Source organism: Bacillus sp. GS3m_15504 (genome assembly GCF_055825275.1).
The window spans coordinates 29,955-49,593 of record NZ_JBVVNL010000010.1 but is presented as its reverse complement, the minus strand read 5'-3'; the positions used below and the strand labels follow the sequence as shown (position 1 = coordinate 49,593).

The 19,639-nt window shown below is 38.9% G+C and carries 19 protein-coding genes and 2 other annotated features; all 19 genes read left to right on the top strand.

Annotated features, from left to right (window positions below; all coding sequences use genetic code 11):
* Window positions 1-16: 16 nt before the first annotated feature.
* A complete protein-coding gene (gene ispD, locus AC0L0O_RS29235) occupies window positions 17-697 on the top strand; it encodes a 2-C-methyl-D-erythritol 4-phosphate cytidylyltransferase (RefSeq protein WP_000288292.1) in 681 nt (226 codons plus the stop codon).
* Window positions 698-811: 114 nt separating this feature from the next.
* A complete protein-coding gene (ispF, locus tag AC0L0O_RS29230; protein ID WP_000488386.1) occupies window positions 812-1,288 on the top strand; it encodes a 2-C-methyl-D-erythritol 2,4-cyclodiphosphate synthase in 477 nt (158 codons plus the stop codon).
* 89 nt (window positions 1,289-1,377) lie between these two features.
* Window positions 1,378-2,835: a glutamate--tRNA ligase gene (gltX, locus tag AC0L0O_RS29225; RefSeq protein WP_000415156.1), complete on the top strand. Its 1,458-nt coding sequence runs from the start codon at window positions 1,378-1,380 to the stop codon at window positions 2,833-2,835.
* 47 nt (window positions 2,836-2,882) lie between these two features.
* Window positions 2,883-3,130: a binding site (T-box leader), on the top strand.
* A gap of 137 nt (window positions 3,131-3,267) precedes the next feature.
* Window positions 3,268-3,933 carry a serine O-acetyltransferase gene (gene cysE / locus AC0L0O_RS29220; RefSeq protein ID WP_000476500.1) on the top strand — a complete coding sequence of 222 codons (666 nt, stop codon included), beginning with the start codon at window positions 3,268-3,270 and terminating at the stop codon, window positions 3,931-3,933.
* On the top strand, window positions 3,914-5,311 hold the full coding sequence (gene cysS / locus AC0L0O_RS29215) for a cysteine--tRNA ligase (protein ID WP_000152268.1): 1,398 nt from the start codon (window positions 3,914-3,916) through the stop codon (window positions 5,309-5,311). Before cysE ends, cysS begins: the two co-directional genes overlap by 20 nt.
* A gap of 2 nt (window positions 5,312-5,313) precedes the next feature.
* The gene (locus AC0L0O_RS29210) at window positions 5,314-5,721 is read left to right on the top strand and encodes a Mini-ribonuclease 3 (RefSeq protein ID WP_000564261.1); all 408 of its coding nucleotides are present in this window, start codon (window positions 5,314-5,316) and stop codon (window positions 5,719-5,721) included.
* Window positions 5,718-6,461 carry a 23S rRNA (guanosine(2251)-2'-O)-methyltransferase RlmB gene (rlmB, locus tag AC0L0O_RS29205; RefSeq protein WP_000093759.1) on the top strand — a complete coding sequence of 248 codons (744 nt, stop codon included), beginning with the start codon at window positions 5,718-5,720 and terminating at the stop codon, window positions 6,459-6,461. The genes AC0L0O_RS29210 and rlmB overlap by 4 nt, the downstream gene beginning before the upstream one ends.
* 3 nt (window positions 6,462-6,464) lie before the next feature.
* A complete protein-coding gene (locus AC0L0O_RS29200) occupies window positions 6,465-6,977 on the top strand; it encodes an NYN domain-containing protein (protein ID WP_000997883.1) in 513 nt (170 codons plus the stop codon).
* Between the two features lie 67 nt (window positions 6,978-7,044).
* Window positions 7,045-7,701 (top strand): RNA polymerase factor sigma-70, encoded by a 657-nt coding sequence (locus AC0L0O_RS29195; protein WP_000387199.1) that lies wholly within the window; start codon window positions 7,045-7,047, stop codon window positions 7,699-7,701.
* A 131-nt stretch (window positions 7,702-7,832) separates the two neighbouring features.
* Window positions 7,833-7,979: a 50S ribosomal protein L33 gene (rpmG, locus tag AC0L0O_RS29190; protein ID WP_002070160.1), complete on the top strand. Its 147-nt coding sequence runs from the start codon at window positions 7,833-7,835 to the stop codon at window positions 7,977-7,979.
* A gap of 32 nt (window positions 7,980-8,011) precedes the next feature.
* Window positions 8,012-8,191 (top strand): preprotein translocase subunit SecE, encoded by a 180-nt coding sequence (gene secE, locus AC0L0O_RS29185; RefSeq protein ID WP_001241321.1) that lies wholly within the window; start codon window positions 8,012-8,014, stop codon window positions 8,189-8,191.
* A gap of 131 nt (window positions 8,192-8,322) precedes the next feature.
* Window positions 8,323-8,856: a transcription termination/antitermination protein NusG gene (gene nusG / locus AC0L0O_RS29180; protein ID WP_000415794.1), complete on the top strand. Its 534-nt coding sequence runs from the start codon at window positions 8,323-8,325 to the stop codon at window positions 8,854-8,856.
* A gap of 167 nt (window positions 8,857-9,023) precedes the next feature.
* The gene (gene rplK, locus AC0L0O_RS29175) at window positions 9,024-9,449 is read left to right on the top strand and encodes a 50S ribosomal protein L11 (protein ID WP_001085872.1); all 426 of its coding nucleotides are present in this window, start codon (window positions 9,024-9,026) and stop codon (window positions 9,447-9,449) included.
* Window positions 9,450-9,626: 177 nt separating this feature from the next.
* Complete coding sequence (gene rplA, locus AC0L0O_RS29170; protein ID WP_002020168.1) at window positions 9,627-10,319, top strand: 50S ribosomal protein L1; 693 nt, start codon at window positions 9,627-9,629, stop codon at window positions 10,317-10,319.
* Window positions 10,320-10,368: 49 nt separating this feature from the next.
* Window positions 10,369-10,512 (top strand) — a sequence feature (ribosomal protein L10 leader region).
* A 39-nt stretch (window positions 10,513-10,551) separates the two neighbouring features.
* Complete coding sequence (gene rplJ / locus AC0L0O_RS29165; protein ID WP_000048716.1) at window positions 10,552-11,052, top strand: 50S ribosomal protein L10; 501 nt, start codon at window positions 10,552-10,554, stop codon at window positions 11,050-11,052.
* 67 nt (window positions 11,053-11,119) lie between these two features.
* Window positions 11,120-11,479: a 50S ribosomal protein L7/L12 gene (gene rplL / locus AC0L0O_RS29160; protein WP_000159736.1), complete on the top strand. Its 360-nt coding sequence runs from the start codon at window positions 11,120-11,122 to the stop codon at window positions 11,477-11,479.
* A gap of 76 nt (window positions 11,480-11,555) precedes the next feature.
* On the top strand, window positions 11,556-12,155 hold the full coding sequence (locus AC0L0O_RS29155; protein ID WP_000763279.1) for a class I SAM-dependent methyltransferase: 600 nt from the start codon (window positions 11,556-11,558) through the stop codon (window positions 12,153-12,155).
* 293 nt (window positions 12,156-12,448) lie between these two features.
* Complete coding sequence (rpoB, locus tag AC0L0O_RS29150) at window positions 12,449-15,982, top strand: DNA-directed RNA polymerase subunit beta (protein WP_000147554.1); 3,534 nt, start codon at window positions 12,449-12,451, stop codon at window positions 15,980-15,982.
* Window positions 15,983-16,019: 37 nt separating this feature from the next.
* Complete coding sequence (gene rpoC / locus AC0L0O_RS29145; protein WP_000567936.1) at window positions 16,020-19,631, top strand: DNA-directed RNA polymerase subunit beta'; 3,612 nt, start codon at window positions 16,020-16,022, stop codon at window positions 19,629-19,631.
* The last annotated feature ends 8 nt before the right edge of the window (window positions 19,632-19,639 follow it).

Sequence of the window (19,639 nt, the reverse complement as noted above, 5' to 3'; positions counted from 1 at the left end):
GTAGAGGATTATTAATATGTATACATTAATTATTCCAGCAGCTGGTCAGGGAAAACGGATGGGTGCTGGCAAAAATAAGTTGTTCTTACTTATTAATGAAGTACCGATTATTGTGCATACGTTACGTGCTTTTGAAAAGGATAAAGCATGTAAAAATATTATTATGGCAATTAACGAAGAAGAGCGTCCATATTTTGAAGAGTTAATGCAGAAGTATCCGGTTGAAAAGCCAGTACAATTTATTCAAGGTGGAGCTGAAAGACAAGATAGTGTATATAATGCGATTCAGCATACGACTGATGTTGAGTATGTTCTTGTACATGACGGTGCGCGCCCGTTCGTAACGAATAAAGTAATCCAAGATGTATTAACTGCAGCAGAAAAATATGGAGCTTCCATTTGTGCGGTGCCAGTGAAAGATACTGTTAAGAAAGTAGAGCAGGGTGTTGTTGTCGAAACGGTAGAAAGATCGCAACTTAAAGCTGTACAAACACCGCAAGGGTTCTCTGTTTCGCTTTTGTTAGAAGCTCATAGAAGTGCGAAGCAGAGTTGTTTCCTTGGTACAGATGATGCAAGTCTCGTAGAACGTATCGGGAAGCAAGTAGGTGTAGTAGAGGGGAGTTACTATAATATTAAAGTGACGACCCCAGAGGATTTACTAATTGCTGAAAGTTTTCTTCACGTTCAAAAGAAATGATAGCAATGATTATAGCGAAGAAAAGCTCGGCAACGGCCGGGCTTTTCTTTATAAGGATAGCGATATAATATAGAATCATAAAGCTCAGTAGTTTAGCTCGAGGAGGATGTAAAAATGTTTCGAATTGGACAAGGTTTTGATGTGCATGAATTCGCGGAAGGTAGACCGTTAATTATTGGTGGAATTACAATTCCACATGAGAAAGGATTAATCGGTCACTCTGATGCAGACGTATTATTACATACAATCGCGGATGCGTGTTTAGGTGCAATTGCAGCAGGAGATATCGGGAAACATTTCCCTGATACAGACCCCGCCTTTAAAGATGCTGATTCAGCTGTATTGTTGCAAAAGGTTTGGGAGTTTGTGCGTGAACAAGGTTATGAATTAGGGAATTTAGATTGTACAATTATTGCTCAAAAGCCAAAAATGGCACCACATATTGAAAGTATGCGCAAACGCATTAGTGAGCTATTAGAAACGTCTATCGATAATATCAATGTAAAGGCAACAACAACAGAAAAATTAGGATTTACAGGTAGAGAAGAAGGAATTGCTTCTCAAGCAGTTGTTTTATTACAGAAAAAATAATGGTTTTTAATTCGTAAGATGGATAATCACATTTTTTTGGTGTACAATTATAGAATGTGTTGACATTAAGAATGGAAGGTGTACCAATTATGGAAAAGCAAGTGAGAGTGCGCTATGCGCCAAGTCCAACAGGACACTTACATATCGGAAATGCGCGTACGGCATTATTTAATTATTTATTTGCTCGTCATCAAGATGGTAAGTTTATTATTCGTATTGAAGATACTGATGTAAAACGTAATGTTGCTGGTGGAGAAGAAAGCCAATTAAAATACTTGAAATGGCTCGGTATGGACTGGGATGAAGGTGTTGATGTTGGTGGTGAATTTGGACCATATCGTCAAACAGAGCGTTTAGATATTTATAAAAAGTTATATGAAGATTTATTAGAGCGTGGTTTAGCTTACAAATGTTATATGACAGAAGAAGAGCTAGAAGCAGAACGCGAAGGGCAAATTGCTCGTGGTGAAACACCTCGTTACGCAGGTAACCACCGTGATTTAACTGAAGCGCAAGTGAAAGAATTTGAAGCTGAGGGACGTATTCCAAGTATTCGTTTCCGCGTACCAGCTGACCGTGATTACACATTTAAAGATATTGTAAAAGATGAAGTTGCATTCCATTCAAATGATTTCGGTGATTTCGTTATCGTGAAAAAAGATGGGATTCCAACTTATAACTTTGCAGTAGCAGTAGATGATCACTTAATGGAAATTACACACGTACTTCGTGGTGATGACCATATTTCAAACACGCCAAAACAAATGATGATTTATGAAGCTTTCGGTTGGGATATTCCGCAATTCGGTCATATGACTTTAATTGTAAATGAAAGCCGTAAAAAATTAAGTAAGCGTGATGAATCTATTATTCAATTTATTGAGCAATATAAAGAGCTTGGATATCTTCCAGAAGCAATCTTTAACTTTATTGCACTACTAGGTTGGTCGCCAGTAGGAGAAGAAGAAATTTTCTCTCAAGAAGAGTTTATCAAAATGTTTGATGCAGCTCGTTTATCGAAATCACCTGCATTATTTGATTCTCAAAAACTAAAATGGATGAACAACCAATATATGAAAAAGCAAGATTTAGATACGGTGGTAGAATTAAGCTTACCGCATTTAGTGAAGGCTGGACGTATAGGTGAAACTTTAAGTGAACAAGAACAAGCTTGGATTCGTGATGTAATTGCGTTATATCATGAACAAATGAGCTTTGGAGCTGAAATTGTAGAGCTTTCTGAAATGTTTTTCAAAGATCACGTTGATTATGAAGAAGAAGGACAAGAAGTATTAAAAGGTGAACAAGTACCGGAAGTACTTCGTGCATTTGCTGGTCAAGTAGAAGCACTAGAAGCTATGGAACCGGCAGCAATTAAGACGGCTATTAAAGCGGTTCAAAAGGAAACAGGTCATAAAGGTAAAAACTTATTTATGCCAATCCGTGTTGCAACTACTGGTCAAACACATGGCCCAGAGCTTCCTAATGCTATTGCACTTCTTGGAAAAGAAAAAGTTTTAAATCGTCTTCAAAAAGTAATTGGTTAACATTTTCTAGGTTTAGAAATATAATAAGTATACTTAAAACCTAATAAGGAAAAGCGACGAGAAGGAGAAGTAGAAAATCAGGCTTTTTACAGAGAGAACCACCTTTAGGCTGGAAGTGGTTTATAAGCGGATTTTTGAAATGCCCCTTCGAGTCTTCTGCTGAACAGCAAATTGCTTTGCAAAACGTCTTAGGGCGTAAAAAGTAAGCAGAAGCGGTGTATACCGTTATCAGAGATGAGTTTGAGGCTTTTTTAGCCTAAACAGAGTGGAACCGCGCTTATAAGGCGTCTCTGTCAATATGACAGAGGCGTCTTTTTTTATACCGTAAAATTGGTATGAGTATAAGTCTTATCCACGTGTATAAAGATTTAGGGGGATAAGTAGGGAGTTAGTTCACTCGAAAAAGCAGCCCATAAAGGGGAGGGAACGTCGATGTTTAAGAGGCTTCGGGAAGATATTGAAGTCGTTTTTGAACAGGATCCAGCGGCAAGAAGTTATTTCGAAGTCATTTTGACTTACTCTGGATTACATGCAGTTTGGGCCCATCGAATTGCACATGCTTTTTATAAAAAGAATTTCTTCTTTATTGCACGTTGGATCTCACAAGTTAGTCGTTTCTTTACTGGCATTGAGATTCATCCAGGAGCAACAATTGGTCGTCGTTTTTTCATTGACCATGGAATGGGGGTTGTAATTGGAGAAACGTGCGAAATTGGTGATAATGTAACGATCTACCAAGGAGTTACATTAGGTGGTACAGGTAAAGAAAAGGGAAAGAGGCACCCTACAATTCAAGATAATGTATTAATTGCAACGGGTGCTAAAGTACTAGGTTCTATTACAGTTGGAGAGAACTCTAAAATTGGAGCAGGTTCTGTCGTATTAAAAGAAGTCCCTGCACATTCTACAGTTGTAGGTATACCTGGCCGAGTCGTTATTCAAAATGGAGTAAAGATCGGTCAAGAATTAAATCATTCCGACCTTCCAGACCCAATTTTTGATAAATTAAAGGTCATGGAAGTAGAACTTGATAAATTGAAAAAACAACTTGAAGTAAAGGTAGAAAGGAAGGATAAAAATGACTATTCACATTTATAATACGTTAACACGTCAAAAGGAAGAGTTTACTCCATTAGAAGAAAATAAGGTAAAGATGTATGTATGCGGACCTACAGTTTATAACTATATTCACATTGGGAATGCAAGACCACCTATGGTATTTGATACGGTGCGTCGTTATTTAGAATATAAAGGGTACGATGTGCAGTATGTATCTAACTTTACTGACGTAGATGATAAATTAATTAAAGCAGCAAATGAATTAGGTGAAGATGTGCCGACAATTGCGGACCGTTTTGTAGAAGCGTATTTTGAAGATGTAACGGCACTAGGTTGCAAACATGCAACAGTTCACCCGCGTGTAACGGAAAATATGGATATCATTATTGAATTTATTCAAGAACTTGTGAATAAAGGATATGCATATGAATCCGAAGGGGATGTGTACTTTAGAACGAAGGAATTCGAAGGGTACGGTAAATTATCACATCAACCAATTGCGGACTTACGTCACGGCGCGCGTATTGAAGTAGGAGAAAAGAAACAAGACCCTCTTGATTTTGCTTTATGGAAAGCTGCGAAAGAAGGAGAAATCTTCTGGGAAAGCCCTTGGGGTCAAGGTCGCCCAGGCTGGCATATCGAGTGCTCGGCAATGGCGCGTAAATACTTAGGGGATACAATTGATATTCATGCTGGTGGTCAAGACTTAGCATTTCCTCATCATGAGAATGAAATCGCGCAGTCTGAGGCGTTAACAGGAAAAACATTTGCACGTTATTGGATGCACAATGGATATATTAATATTAATAATGAGAAAATGTCTAAGTCACTTGGGAACTTCATTTTAGTTCACGATATTATTAAGCAATATGATCCGCAGTTAATTAGATTCTTTATGCTATCAGTACATTATCGTCACCCAATTAATTTCAGTGAAGAGTTATTACAAAGCACAAATAACGGACTGGAAAGAATTAAAACGGCTTACGGTAATTTAAAACACCGTATGGAAAGTAGTACGGATTTAACAGATCATAATGAGAAATGGTTAGCTGACCTAGAAAAATTCCAAACTGCATTTGAAGAAGCGATGAATGATGACTTCAATACTGCTAATGCAATCACTGAGTTATATAATGTTGCAAATCATGCGAATCAATATTTACTGGAAGAACATACGTCAACAGTGGTAATTGAAGCATATGTAAAACAGCTTGAAACATTATTTGATATTTTAGGATTAGAATTAGCGCAAGAAGAGTTGCTTGATGAAGAAATTGAGGCACTTATTCAAAAACGCATTGAAGCTCGTAAAAATCGTGATTTTGCATTATCGGATCAAATTCGCGATGATTTAAAAGACCGCAACATTATTTTAGAAGATACCGCTCAAGGTACAAGATGGAAAAGAGGATAAGAATGATTGATGCAAAGCAATTAAACAGCTTAGCGTTAGCATATATGGGTGATGCGGTATATGAACAATATATCCGCTATCACCTACTTCAAAAAGGAAAAGTTCGTCCTAATCAGTTGCATCGATTAGGGACAAGCTTTGTTTCGGCAAAAGCACAGGCAAAAGTTGTTTATCATTTATTAGAGACAGCATTTTTAACTGAGGAAGAAGAAGCGGTACTGAGAAGAGGGCGTAATGCAAATTCAGGTACTGTTCCGAAAAATACGGATGTACAAACATACCGACATAGTACAGCCTTTGAAGCGCTGATTGGCTATCATCACTTATTAAATAATCGTGAAAGATTAGACGAAATTGTATATAAGGCAATTGCTGTTTTAGAAGAAAAGGAAGGGGGCACATCATCATGAGTAGTGAATATATTATTGGACGTAACCCTGTAATTGAAGCGTTACGATCAGGGAGAGATATTAATAAAATTTGGATCGCAGAAGGTGCTGCCAAAGGACAAGTACAAATTGTACTAGCGCTAGCGAAAGAAAATAAGATTATTTTACAACATGCACCAAAAAAGAAATTAGATCAATTAGTTGAGGGGAACCATCAAGGTGTAATTGCTCAAGTGGCCGCATATCAATATGCTGAGCTAGAAGATCTATTCAAAGTAGCAGAGAAGCGCAATGAAGATCCGTTCTTCTTAATTTTAGATGAAATTGAAGACCCGCATAACCTAGGTTCTATTATGCGTACTGCGGATGCAACAGGAGCTCATGGAATTATTATTCCGAAAAGAAGAGCTGTGGGACTTACAGCTTCAGTTGCGAAAGCATCTACCGGGGCAATTGAATATATTCCTGTTGCACGTGTAACGAATTTATCTCGTACAATCGATGAATTAAAAGAACGTGGACTTTGGATTGCTGGTACAGATGCAAAAGGGAAAACGGATTACCGTAATTTAGATGGTAAAATGCCAATTGGATTAGTAATTGGAAGTGAAGGAAAAGGTATGAGCCGTATTATTGGTGAAAAATGTGATTTCTTAATTACTTTACCGATGGTTGGTAAAGTTACATCCTTAAATGCTTCAGTGGCCGCAAGTTTGTTAATGTATGAGGTATATCGTAAACGTAACGAAATTGGTAAATAAAAAATGAACGATATTTTAATCGTTGACGGTTACAACATTATTGGAGCTTGGGGAGACTTGAAAAAACTACGGGATGTAGATTTGCAATCATCAAGAGATGCACTGATTGATAAGATGGCGGATTACCAAGGTTACACAGGTACAAAGGTAATGATAGTTTTTGATGCTTATACAGTCCACGGTATTGAAAAAAAGATGAAACAATCGCGTGTGGAAGTTATATTCACGAGGAAGAATCAAACTGCAGATGAAAAGATAGAGCAACTTGCAATTGAGCTTAGAAATATAAATACGCAAATATATGTTGCGACTTCTGATTATACGGAACAATGGGTTATATTTGCTCAAGGTGCGCTCCGGAAATCTGCACGGGAATTAGAGCTGGAAGTACAAGCGATGGAGCAACAAGTAAGAAGGCGTACACAAGACACAAAAGAAAAGCAACCTGCTATGCGAAAGATATTTAGTAAAGATATTACAGAAAAGTTAGAAAAATTAAGAAGAGGAGAGCGTTGAAGCATTGACGCTCTTTGTCTTTTTACTGTATAATATTTCTAAATAAATAGCGGTCGGAGGGATCAAGGTGGAAGCAGGCTTCGTAAGTGTAGGCGACGTTACATTTCGTGATTTAGAAGATGAGGCAATCGTTGAGTTAGTTCGAAAAGGTAATACTGACGCTCTAGAATATTTGATTCACAAATATAAGAACTTTGTTCGCGCGAAATCGAGATCTTATTTCTTAGTGGGTGCCGATCGAGAAGATATTGTTCAAGAAGGTATGATTGGATTGTTTAAAGCGATTCGTGATTATAAAGAGGACAAGCTGTCTTCATTCAAAGCATTTGCTGAACTGTGTATCACTCGACAAATTATTACCGCTATTAAAACAGCAACCAGGCAAAAGCATATTCCGTTAAATTCGTATGTGTCTTTAGATAAACCGATTTATGACGAGGAATCTGATCGGACATTATTAGATGTTATTTCGGAAGCGAAGGTAACTGATCCTGAAGAAATGATTATAAGTCAGGAAGAATATACCGACATAGAATCTAAAATATCTGAATTATTAAGCGATTTAGAAAGGAAAGTGCTTTCTTTATATCTAGACGGTCGTTCTTATCAAGAGATTTCGGAACAGTTAAATAGACATGTAAAATCTATTGATAACGCTTTACAGAGAGTGAAGCGGAAATTGGAACGATATATGGAAATGAGAGAGAGTACCACTTCAAATTAATAACAAGAGCTACAGGTGTAAAAAATCACCTGTTTTCTTTTTGTAGAGAGTACAAAAGGCATGTCATTGACATTGTCTTTTATTGTATGATACATTTTTAGGGACATAATGTTACAAGGTTGGTGTAACTAATGAGGAAAAAAGTTGTACTCTCATGTGAAGAGTGTAAAAATCGAAACTACTCTACGATGAAAGATACGAGCTCAGTAGAGCGACTTGAAATAAAGAAATTTTGTAAAACATGCAATCAGCATACAGTTCACAAGGAAACAAAATAAATAATTGAAATAATACACTGGAGGTCCCGTAGATGCGTTTAACGAACTTTTTCGGCGATGTAGGTCGCGAAATGAAAAAAGTAAGTTGGCCTAAAAAAGATGAATTACTCCGTTCAACAGCGACTGTTATCGCTACAGTTGTCTTCTTTGCGATTTTCTTCGCAGTAGTTGATATGGGCATTTCTTCTTTAATTCGGTTAATTCTTGGTTAATTCTTGAATAAGAAGCACTTATCCATGATATAATGTTATTTATAAGAACTGTGTAAAAGCCCGGTGAACGGGTTTTTTCATTTGCGCAAAAAAATGTACGTCAGGGAGGGAAGGACGCTCGTCCTAAATGAATGGAAAAAAGTTGGTATGTTGTCCATACTTATTCTGGATATGAAAATAAAGTAAAAGCAAACCTAGAGAAACGTGTAGAATCAATGGGTATGCAAGATAAAATTTTCCGTGTTGTTGTCCCGGAAGAAGTAGAAGTAGAAATGAAAAACGGTAAAGAAAAATTAATGAAAAGAAAAGTGTTCCCAGGTTATGTATTAGTAGAATTAATCATGACTGATGACTCTTGGTATGTTGTACGTAACACGCCGGGTGTAACTGGGTTCGTTGGCTCTTCTGGTTCTGGATCTAAACCATCACCTCTATTAGAAGAGGAAGTTGTTACCATTATGAAACATATGGGAATGGACAACGAAGTGGTTGATTTCGACTTTGAACTTCATGAGACAGTACGTGTAAATGAGGGACCATTCGCAGATTATACAGGTGCTATCGAAGAAATTGATGTGGAGAAGAAGAAGGTTAGCGTACTTGTGGACATGTTTGGTCGCGAGACTCCAGTTGAACTTGACTTCCATCAAATTGAAAAATTATAAAATGAAACTTGAAATGAATTGTAAAAAGTGATAATATCTTTTAAGTCAGTACGTCTTCGTTATCGGAGACGTTTTTTGAAAGATTTTATCCTTACAGATAAAATATGACGTGGGAGGGCAAATCACTGTCCAATTGACCACATCACGGACTTAAGGAGGTGTGTCTCGTGGCTAAAAAGGTAATTAAAATGGTAAAACTTCAAATTCCTGCAGGTAAAGCTAACCCAGCTCCACCAGTTGGTCCAGCATTAGGACAAGCAGGTGTTAACATCATGGGCTTCTGTAAAGAGTTTAACGCTCGTACAGCAGATCAAGCTGGTCTTATCATCCCTGTTGAAATTACGGTATTTGAGGACCGTTCATTCACTTTCATTACTAAAACTCCTCCTGCTGCTGTTCTTCTTAAGAAAGTAGCTGGTATTGAGTCTGGTTCTGGTGAACCAAACCGTAATAAAGTGGCAACTGTTAAGCGTGATAAAGTACGCGAAATCGCTGAAACTAAAATGCCTGACCTAAACGCTGCTAGCGTAGAAGCTGCAATGCGTATGGTTGAAGGTACTGCACGCAGTATGGGCATCGTTATCGAAGACTAATTCGATTTGTTTTTTAAAAAAGGTTGCGGGTCTGGAATTCCAATTCGCAACCTTTATTATCGTAAATGATTATCGTTTTTAAATAAATGGATGGCGCGCATCCTCAGGTTATACCTGAAAATAAGCGTAAACGTGGGAGGTTATTCCGCTAAAACCACATTCGAGGAGGAAATAAAAATGGCTAAAAGAGGTAAAAAGTACGTAGAAGCTGCAAAGCTTGTTGATCGTGCAGCTGCTTACTCTGCAACAGAAGCAGTAGAATTAGTAAAGAAAACAAACACAGCTAAATTTGATGCAACTGTAGAAGCTGCATTCCGTTTAGGTGTTGACCCTAAGAAAGCTGACCAACAAATCCGTGGTGCAGTTGTTCTTCCACACGGTACTGGTAAAGTACAACGTGTATTAGTATTCGCTAAAGGTGAAAAAGCTAAAGAAGCTGAAGCTGCTGGAGCTGACTTCGTAGGCGATGCTGATTACATCGGTAAAATCCAACAAGGTTGGTTCGATTTCGATGTAGTAGTAGCAACTCCTGACATGATGGGTGAAGTTGGTAAACTTGGTCGCGTATTAGGACCTAAAGGTTTAATGCCAAACCCTAAAACTGGAACAGTTACTTTCGATGTAACTAAAGCTGTTAACGAAATCAAAGCTGGTAAAGTTGAATACCGCGTTGATAAAGCTGGTAACATCCACGTTCCAATCGGTAAAGTATCTTTCGAAGATGCTAAATTAGTAGAAAACTTCAGAACAATTGCTGACACTTTACAAAAAGTTAAGCCAGCTGCTGCAAAAGGTACTTACATGAAGAACGTAACAGTTGCTTCTACAATGGGACCTGGCGTACGTGTAGACGTTTCTACATTAGCGTAAATTTTGGAAGTTGACTTCATAAAGAAGTTTTAATATAATCATTTATGTTGTGAATTTAATTAGTGTACCGTAGACAGTAGGTGTCAATAGACTTAATTTCCTACCTAGGTGTTAATATACGAAGCGGAATTTTTTTCTGTGACTATATGCCTCCATGTCTACAAGTTGGGCATGGAGGTTTTTAGTGCACTTTCGGTACATCTTCTATATAATCTACAGGAGGTGTAATAACATGAGCAAAGTAATCGAAACTAAACAACAAGTTGTAACTGAAATCGCGGACAAACTTCGCGCTAGTAAATCTACAATCGTTGTTGACTACCGTGGTTTAACAGTTTCTGAAGCAACAGAATTACGTAAGCAATTACGTGAAGCTGGCGTTGAGTTCAAAGTTTACAAAAACTCTCTAACTCGTCGTGCTGCAGAATCTGCTGAAATGGCTGAGTTAAATGAATTCTTAACAGGACCAAACGCAATCGCGTTCAGTAACGAGGATGTAGTTGCTCCTGCGAAAGTATTAAACGACTTCGCTAAAGATCATGAAGCTTTAGAAATTAAAGCGGGCGTAATCGAAGGTAAACTTGTAACACTTGATGAGGTTAAAGCTATCGCTACTCTTCCATCACGTGAAGGCTTACTTTCTATGCTTCTTAGCGTTCTTCAAGCTCCAATCCGTAACCTTGCACTTGCTACTAAAGCAGTTGCAGATCAAAAGGAAGAGCAAGGCGCTTAATTTTTTAAAAGATAATTACGTATTATCGATAAAACAATACAAACCTATTTAAGGGAGGATATTTACAATGACTAAAGAACAAATCATTGAAGCAGTTAAATCTATGACTGTATTAGAACTTAACGACTTAGTAAAAGCTATCGAGGAAGAATTCGGCGTAACTGCTGCTGCTCCTGTAGCTGTTGCTGGTGGCGCTGGAGAAGCTGCTGCTGAGAAAACTGAATTTGATGTGGAACTAACTAGCGCTGGTGCACAAAAAATCAAAGTTATCAAAGTTGTTCGTGAAATCACTGGTCTTGGCTTAAAAGAAGCTAAAGAATTAGTTGACAACACTCCAAAAGTAATCAAAGAAGCTGCTGCTAAAGAAGAAGCTGAAGAAATCAAAGCTAAACTTGAAGAAGTTGGCGCTGCTGTAGAAGTTAAGTAATTAACTTTTGATGCTTTAAAAAAAGCTCGCTCTCATGCGAGCTTTTTTTTTAACTGTAAAGAAAAGAGGTGGCCATATGGCAGACCATTATTTTTCTAACGACCCTTCTAGTAAAAGTGACCGTAAGCGGTGGGAATTTACCCTTCGTGGATCTCAATTTACTTTCTTATCTGACCGTGGGGTGTTCTCGAAAAACGAAGTGGACTTTGGTTCTCGTCTTTTAATTGAAGCGTTTCAAGTGCCAGATATTAAAGGTGATATATTAGACGTAGGTTGTGGATATGGACCAATCGGTTTATCGTTAGCGAAAGAGTTTCAAGACCGTAAAGTTCACATGGTGGATGTGAATGAAAGGGCGCTTGAGCTTGCGAAAGAAAATGCCGCTAACAATAAAATTGGAAATGTGCACATTTTTCAAAGTAGCGTCTATGAAAATGTAGATGGTATGTATGCTGCTATTCTATCTAATCCTCCAATTCGTGCAGGTAAAGATGTCGTGCATGAGATTTTAGAAAAAGCTGTAGAGCATTTAGTTCCGGGTGGAGAGTTGTGGATTGTTATTCAAAAGAAGCAAGGTGCACCATCTGCACTGAAGAAACTGGAAGAAGTGTTTTCTGAAGTCGAAGTTGTAGAAAAGAAAAAAGGATATTATATCATAAAATCAAAAAAACGTTGACGGTTATTTTTGGCTATGTTAACATTATACAATGCCAATATATGATTTTCTGCGTTGAGAAAGATGTATATTTTTGTTTCTCTTGGAAAAGATAGTAAAATCAGCAGATTATGAAACAGAATGATGGTTTTCTTATAGAAGCCATTTTTCTTTTTTGAGCAGGTAGAAAGACTCAACGTATTTATCTTTAAGAGAAAAAAGACTACGCTAAATAGCAGTAGTTGTATTTATTTGTGATTTTGCACAAATTTTTTTGTGCATTTATAATACTCATGATTTGAGGGGTGAAGCAGTTGACAGGTCAACTAGTTCAATACGGACGCCACCGCCAACGAAGAAGTTATGCCCGTATTAGTGAAGTATTAGAGTTACCAAATCTTATCGAAATTCAAACCTCTTCTTATCAGTGGTTTCTTGATGAGGGTTTGCGAGAAATGTTCCAAGACATTTCTCCGATTGAAGACTTTACGGGAAATCTATCGCTTGAATTTATCGACTACAGCTTAGGTGAACCTAAATACTCTGTAGACGAATGCAAAGAGCGTGATGTGACGTATGCAGCACCACTTCGTGTAAAAGTGCGTCTAATCAACAAGGAAACTGGTGAAGTAAAAGAACAAGATGTGTTCATGGGAGATTTCCCACTCATGACAGAGACTGGAACATTCGTAATTAACGGTGCAGAACGTGTTATCGTTTCCCAGTTAGTTCGCTCTCCAAGCGTATACTATAGTGGCAAAGTGGATAAAAACGGAAAACGTGGTTTTACTGCTACTGTAATTCCAAACCGCGGAGCTTGGTTAGAGTATGAGACAGATGCTAAGGATGTTGTATATGTGCGTATTGACCGTACGCGTAAACTTCCTGTAACTGTTTTGTTACGCGCATTAGGGTTTGGCTCTGATCAAGAAATCACCGAGCTTTTAGGTGATAACGAATACTTAAGCAACACATTAGAAAAAGACAACACAGATAGCACAGAAAAAGCATTGCTTGAAATTTATGAGCGTCTACGTCCTGGTGAACCACCAACAGTAGAAAATGCTAAGAGCTTACTTGTGTCTCGTTTCTTCGATCCAAAGCGCTACGATTTAGCGAATGTAGGTCGCTACAAGATCAACAAGAAGTTACACATTAAAAACAGATTGTTTAATCAACGTTTAGCTGAAACATTAGTGGATCCAGAAACTGGTGAAATTTTAGCGGCAGAAGGAACAATCTTAGATCGTCGTACACTTGATCGCATTTTACCTTACTTAGAGAAAAACATTGGATTCAAAACAGCGAAACCAATGGGTGGAGTGGTAGAAGGCGATGTTGAGCTGCAATCTATTAAGATTTATGCTCCTGAGTCAGAAGGCGAACGTGTAATTAATGTAATTGGTAATGCAAACATTACTCGTGATGTAAAACACATCACACCAGGTGATATCCTTGCTTCTATCAGTTACTTCTTCAACCTACTATACAAAGTAGGGGATACAGATGATATCGACCACTTAGGAAACCGTCGTCTGCGTTCTGTTGGAGAACTATTACAAAATCAATTCCGTATCGGTCTTTCTCGTATGGAACGTGTTGTTCGTGAGAGAATGTCGATCCAAGATACAAATGCAATTACACCACAGGCATTAATTAATATTCGTCCTGTTATTGCATCTATTAAAGAGTTCTTCGGAAGTTCTCAGTTATCTCAGTTCATGGACCAAACAAACCCATTAGCAGAGTTAACTCACAAACGAAGACTATCTGCATTAGGACCTGGTGGTTTAACGCGTGAGCGCGCAGGCTTTGAAGTACGTGACGTTCACTACTCTCACTATGGTCGTATGTGTCCGATTGAAACACCAGAGGGACCAAACATCGGTTTGATTAACTCATTATCTTCATTCGCGAAAGTAAATGAGTTTGGTTTCATTGAAACACCATACCGTCGTGTTGACCCAGAAACTGGTCTTGTAACAGGGCATGTTGATTATTTAACAGCAGATGAAGAAGATAATTATGTTGTAGCCCAAGCGAATATGAAATTATCTGAAGAAGGAGAATTCCTTGATGAAGATATCGTAGCTCGTTTCCGTGGTGAAAACATTGTCACAAATAAAGAACGCATCGACTACATGGATGTATCACCAAAACAAGTAGTGTCGGCAGCGACAGCTTGTATTCCGTTCTTAGAAAACGATGACTCTAACCGCGCACTTATGGGAGCGAACATGCAACGTCAGGCGGTTCCGTTAATGAATCCGGAATCACCGATTGTAGGTACAGGTATGGAGTACGTATCAGCAAAAGACTCAGGTGCTGCAGTAATCTGTAAACACCCTGGTATTGTTGAGCGCGTAGAAGCACGTGAAGTTTGGGTACGTCGCTATGTAGAAGTTGACGGTCAAACAGTAAAAGGCGACTTAGATCGCTACAAAATGCAAAAATTCATTCGTTCTAACCAAGGAACTTGCTACAACCAACGTCCAATCGTAAGTGTTGGAAATGAAGTTGTAAAAGGTGAAATCCTTGCGGATGGTCCTTCTATGGAATTAGGTGAACTAGCACTTGGACGTAACGTGCTTGTTGGCTTCATGACTTGGGACGGTTATAACTACGAGGATGCGATCATTATGAGTGAGCGCCTTGTAAAAGATGATGTGTACACTTCTATTCATATTGAAGAATATGAGTCAGAAGCTCGTGATACGAAGCTTGGACCAGAAGAAATTACACGTGACATTCCAAACGTTGGGGAAGATGCATTACGCAACCTTGACGAGCGCGGTATCATTCGCGTTGGTGCGGAAGTAAAAGATGGAGATTTACTTGTTGGTAAAGTAACGCCTAAAGGTGTAACAGAATTAACAGCTGAAGAACGTCTATTACATGCTATCTTTGGAGAAAAAGCGCGTGAAGTACGTGATACATCACTACGTGTACCACACGGTGGTGGCGGTATTATCTTAGACGTAAAAGTATTCAACCGTGAAGATGGCGATGAATTGCCACCAGGCGTGAATCAACTTGTACGTGCATATATCGTTCAAAAACGTAAAATTTCTGAAGGTGACAAGATGGCCGGACGTCACGGTAACAAAGGTGTTATCTCTCGTATTTTACCAGAAGAAGATATGCCTTACTTACCAGACGGTACGCCAATCGATATCATGTTAAACCCATTAGGGGTACCATCTCGTATGAATATCGGTCAGGTATTAGAGCTTCATCTTGGTATGGCAGCAAGATACCTTGGTATTCACATTGCAACACCAGTATTCGATGGTGCTCGTGAGGAAGATGTTTGGGGCACAATTGAAGAAGCTGGTATGGCAAATGACGCGAAAACAATCCTGTATGACGGACGTACTGGTGAACCATTCGATAACCGTGTATCTGTTGGTGTCATGTATATGATCAAACTTGCGCACATGGTTGACGATAAACTTCATGCTCGTTCTACTGGACCATACTCACTTGTAACGCAGCAGCCTCTTGGAGGTAAAGCTCAGTTCGGTGGACAGCGTTTCGGTGAGATGGAGGTTTGGGCACTTGAAGCTTACGGTGCTGCTTATACTCTTCAAGAAATCTTAACAGTGAAGTCTGATGATGTTGTTGGACGTGTTAAGACGTATGAAGCAATTGTTAAAGGCGAAAATGTTCCAGAACCAGGCGTTCCTGAATCATTCAAAGTATTGATTAAAGAGCTGCAAAGTTTAGGTATGGACGTTAAAATGATGTCTAGCGACGATACAGAAATTGAAATGCGTGATACGGAAGATGACGATGATCATCAATCAGCAGATAAATTGAATGTCGAAGTTGAGACAACTAAGGAATAATTGGGATAACCTGTAGACTAAAAGGGAGGTAGGCCCCTTGATAGATGTAAATAACTTTGAATATATGAAGATTGGACTTGCTTCACCTGACAAGATTCGTTCTTGGTCATACGGTGAAGTTAAGAAACCAGAAACAATTAACTATCGTACGTTAAAGCCTGAAAAAGATGGCTTGTTCTGTGAGCGTATTTTCGGACCACAAAAGGACTGGGAATGTCATTGCGGAAAATACAAACGTGTACGTTATAAAGGTGTAGTTTGTGATCGATGTGGCGTTGAAGTAACGCGTGCGAAAGTACGTCGTGAACGTATGGGTCATATCGAATTAGCTGCTCCTGTATCTCATATTTGGTATTTCAAAGGTATCCCGAGCCGCATGGGACTTGTCTTAGACATGTCCCCTCGCGCGCTTGAAGAAGTAATTTATTTCGCTTCTTATGTTGTAACAGAAAGTGGAGATACACCACTTGATAAGAAGCAATTACTTTCTGAAAAAGAATACCGTGCATATCGTGATCGATATGGTAGCACATTCCAAGCTGCTATGGGTGCAGAAGCGATTAAAAAGCTATTACAAGACATCGATTTAGATAAAGAAGTAGACTTCTTAAAAGAAGAATTAAAAACAGCACAAGGACAACGCCGTACTCGTGCTATTAAACGTCTAGAAGTATTAGAAGCATTCCGTAACTCTGGAAATGAGCCATCTTGGATGATCTTAGATGTTCTACCAGTAATCCCACCAGAACTACGACCAATGGTACAGTTAGATGGTGGACGTTTTGCTACTTCTGACTTAAACGACTTATACCGTCGTGTAATTAACCGTAACAACCGTTTAAAACGTCTATTGGACTTAGGTGCACCAAGCATTATCGTTCAAAACGAAAAACGTATGTTACAAGAAGCTGTAGACGCATTAATCGATAATGGTCGTCGTGGCCGTCCAGTTACTGGACCAGGTAACCGTCCATTAAAATCTCTATCTCACATGCTTAAAGGTAAACAAGGACGTTTCCGTCAAAACTTATTAGGTAAGCGTGTTGACTACTCTGGTCGTTCTGTAATCGTTGTAGGACCGAACTTAAAGATGTATCAATGTGGATTACCGAAAGAGATGGCGCTTGAACTGTTCAAACCTTTCGTAATGAAAGAGTTAGTTGAAAAAGGATTAGCACACAACATTAAGAGTGCGAAACGTAAAATCGAGCGTGTACAACCTGAAGTTTGGGACGTTTTAGAATCTGTGATTAAAGAACATCCAGTACTTCTAAACCGCGCACCAACACTTCACCGTCTTGGTATTCAGGCGTTTGAACCTACATTAGTAGAAGGTCGCGCAATCCGTCTTCACCCACTTGTATGTACTGCATACAACGCGGACTTTGACGGTGACCAAATGGCCGTTCACGTACCTTTATCATCAGAAGCGCAAGCAGAAGCTCGTCTTCTTATGTTAGCGGCACAAAACATCTTGAACCCGAAAGACGGTAAACCAGTTGTTACTCCATCTCAGGATATGGTATTAGGTAACTACTACTTAACACTTGAGCGTGAAGGTGCAATCGGTGAAGGTATGGTCTTCAAAGATGCGAACGAAGCATTACTTGCATATCAAAATGGATATGTACATCTTCATACGCGTGTTGCAGTAGCTGCAAGTGCAGTAAACAACGCAACATTTACTGAAGAGCAAAAGAATATGCTTCTATTAACAACAGTTGGTAAATTAATATTTAACGAAATCTTACCAGAGTCGTTCCCTTATATTAATGAACCAACAAATTCAAACCTTGAAAAAGAAACACCAGCGAAATATTTCGTTGAAAAAGGTGCGAACATTAAAGAGATTATTGCTAGTCGCGAAGAAGTGGCACCATTCAGCAAGAAAATCCTTGGTAACATCATTGCGGAAGTGTTTAAACGTTTCAAAATTACAGAAACGTCTCGTATGCTTGACCGTATGAAAAACTTAGGATTCAAGTACTCTACAAAAGCTGGTATTACAGTTGGGGTATCTGACATTCTTGTATTAGGTGAAAAAGATGAAATTCTCCACGAAGCACAAGCAAAAGTAGATAATGTAATTAAACAATTCCGTCGCGGTTTAATCACGGAAGAAGAACGTTACGATCGCGTTATCTCTATTTGGAGTAATGCAAAAGATGTTATCCAAGGAAAACTGATGAAGTCCTTGAATAAACGCAACCCAATCTTCATGATGAGTGATTCCGGTGCCCGTGGTAACGCATCGAACTTTACTCAGCTTGCTGGTATGCGTGGTCTGATGGCCAATCCATCTGGTCGTATCATTGAACTTCCAATCAAATCAAGTTTCCGTGAAGGTTTAACAGTACTTGAGTACTTCATCTCTACGCATGGTGCGCGTAAAGGTCTTGCCGATACAGCACTGAAAACTGCCGATTCTGGTTACTTAACACGTCGTCTTGTTGACGTTGCACAAGATGTAATCGTTCGTGAAGATGATTGTGGAACAGATCGCGGTTTATTAATTGGTGCGATTAAAGAGGGTAATGAAGTTATTGAGTCATTATATGATCGTCTTGTTGGACGTTTTGCAAGAAAAACTGTAAAACATCCTGAAACAGGTGAAGTATTAGTTGCTGAAAATCAATTAATTACTGAAGATATCGCTCATATTGTTGAAAACTCGGGTGTTGAAACTGTAAACATTCGTTCAGCGTTTACGTGTAACACTCGCCATGGTGTATGTAAGAAGTGTTACGGTCGTAACTTAGCAACTGGAACAGACGTAGAAGTAGGGGAAGCGGTAGGTATTATCGCAGCTCAATCTATCGGTGAGCCAGGTACACAGTTAACGATGCGTACGTTCCATACAGGTGGGGTTGCCGGAGATGATATCACTCAAGGTTTACCTCGTATCCAAGAGATCTTCGAAGCTCGTAATCCGAAAGGTCAGGCTGTTATCAGTGAAATCGACGGTGTTATCGCAGCGATCAACGATGTTAAAGATCGCCAAGAAGTAGTTGTACAGGGTGAAGTTGAAGCTCGTACGTATGCTATTCCTTATGGTGCTCGTCTGAAAGTAATTCCAGGACAGAAAATTAGCCACGGTAAAGAGTTAACAGAAGGTTCTATTGATCCGAAAGAATTACTAAAAGTAACAGACATTACGGCAGTTCAAGAATACTTATTACGTGAAGTTCAAAAAGTATACCGTATGCAAGGGGTAGAAATTGGTGACAAACACGTAGAAGTAATGGTACGCCAAATGTTACGTAAAGTACGTGTGAGTGATGCAGGTGAAACAGATGTATTACCAGGAACATTACTAGATATCCATCAGTTTACTGATGCGAATGCGAAGGTGTTACTGCAAGGTAAACAACCAGCAACAGCTAGACCTGTTCTACTTGGTATTACAAAAGCTTCACTTGAAACAGATTCATTCTTATCTGCAGCATCGTTCCAAGAAACAACTCGTGTCTTAACTGATGCAGCGATTAAGGGTAAACGCGATGAGCTTCTAGGATTGAAAGAAAATGTTATTATCGGTAAACTTGTTCCTGCTGGAACAGGTATGAATCGTTATCGCAAAGTGGATCTTGTTAAAACTACACAAGATGACATGAATGTAGAAAACGATGAAGTTTATGTGGAACAGTAAAATTTTCC

Coding starts and splice junctions, on each gene's coding strand:
- AC0L0O_RS29200 (WP_000997883.1), top strand. CDS start 6,465: ATGAACGATATTTTAATCGTTGACGGTTACAACATTATTGGAGCTTGG.
- ispF (WP_000488386.1), top strand. CDS start 812: ATGTTTCGAATTGGACAAGGTTTTGATGTGCATGAATTCGCGGAAGGT.
- ispD (WP_000288292.1), top strand. CDS start 17: ATGTATACATTAATTATTCCAGCAGCTGGTCAGGGAAAACGGATGGGT.
- rlmB (WP_000093759.1), top strand. CDS start 5,718: ATGAGTAGTGAATATATTATTGGACGTAACCCTGTAATTGAAGCGTTA.
- rpmG (WP_002070160.1), top strand. CDS start 7,833: ATGAGGAAAAAAGTTGTACTCTCATGTGAAGAGTGTAAAAATCGAAAC.
- rplJ (WP_000048716.1), top strand. CDS start 10,552: ATGAGCAAAGTAATCGAAACTAAACAACAAGTTGTAACTGAAATCGCG.
- secE (WP_001241321.1), top strand. CDS start 8,012: ATGCGTTTAACGAACTTTTTCGGCGATGTAGGTCGCGAAATGAAAAAA.
- rplA (WP_002020168.1), top strand. CDS start 9,627: ATGGCTAAAAGAGGTAAAAAGTACGTAGAAGCTGCAAAGCTTGTTGAT.
- gltX (WP_000415156.1), top strand. CDS start 1,378: ATGGAAAAGCAAGTGAGAGTGCGCTATGCGCCAAGTCCAACAGGACAC.
- cysS (WP_000152268.1), top strand. CDS start 3,914: ATGACTATTCACATTTATAATACGTTAACACGTCAAAAGGAAGAGTTT.
- rplL (WP_000159736.1), top strand. CDS start 11,120: ATGACTAAAGAACAAATCATTGAAGCAGTTAAATCTATGACTGTATTA.
- cysE (WP_000476500.1), top strand. CDS start 3,268: ATGTTTAAGAGGCTTCGGGAAGATATTGAAGTCGTTTTTGAACAGGAT.
- AC0L0O_RS29210 (WP_000564261.1), top strand. CDS start 5,314: ATGATTGATGCAAAGCAATTAAACAGCTTAGCGTTAGCATATATGGGT.
- AC0L0O_RS29155 (WP_000763279.1), top strand. CDS start 11,556: ATGGCAGACCATTATTTTTCTAACGACCCTTCTAGTAAAAGTGACCGT.
- nusG (WP_000415794.1), top strand. CDS start 8,323: ATGGAAAAAAGTTGGTATGTTGTCCATACTTATTCTGGATATGAAAAT.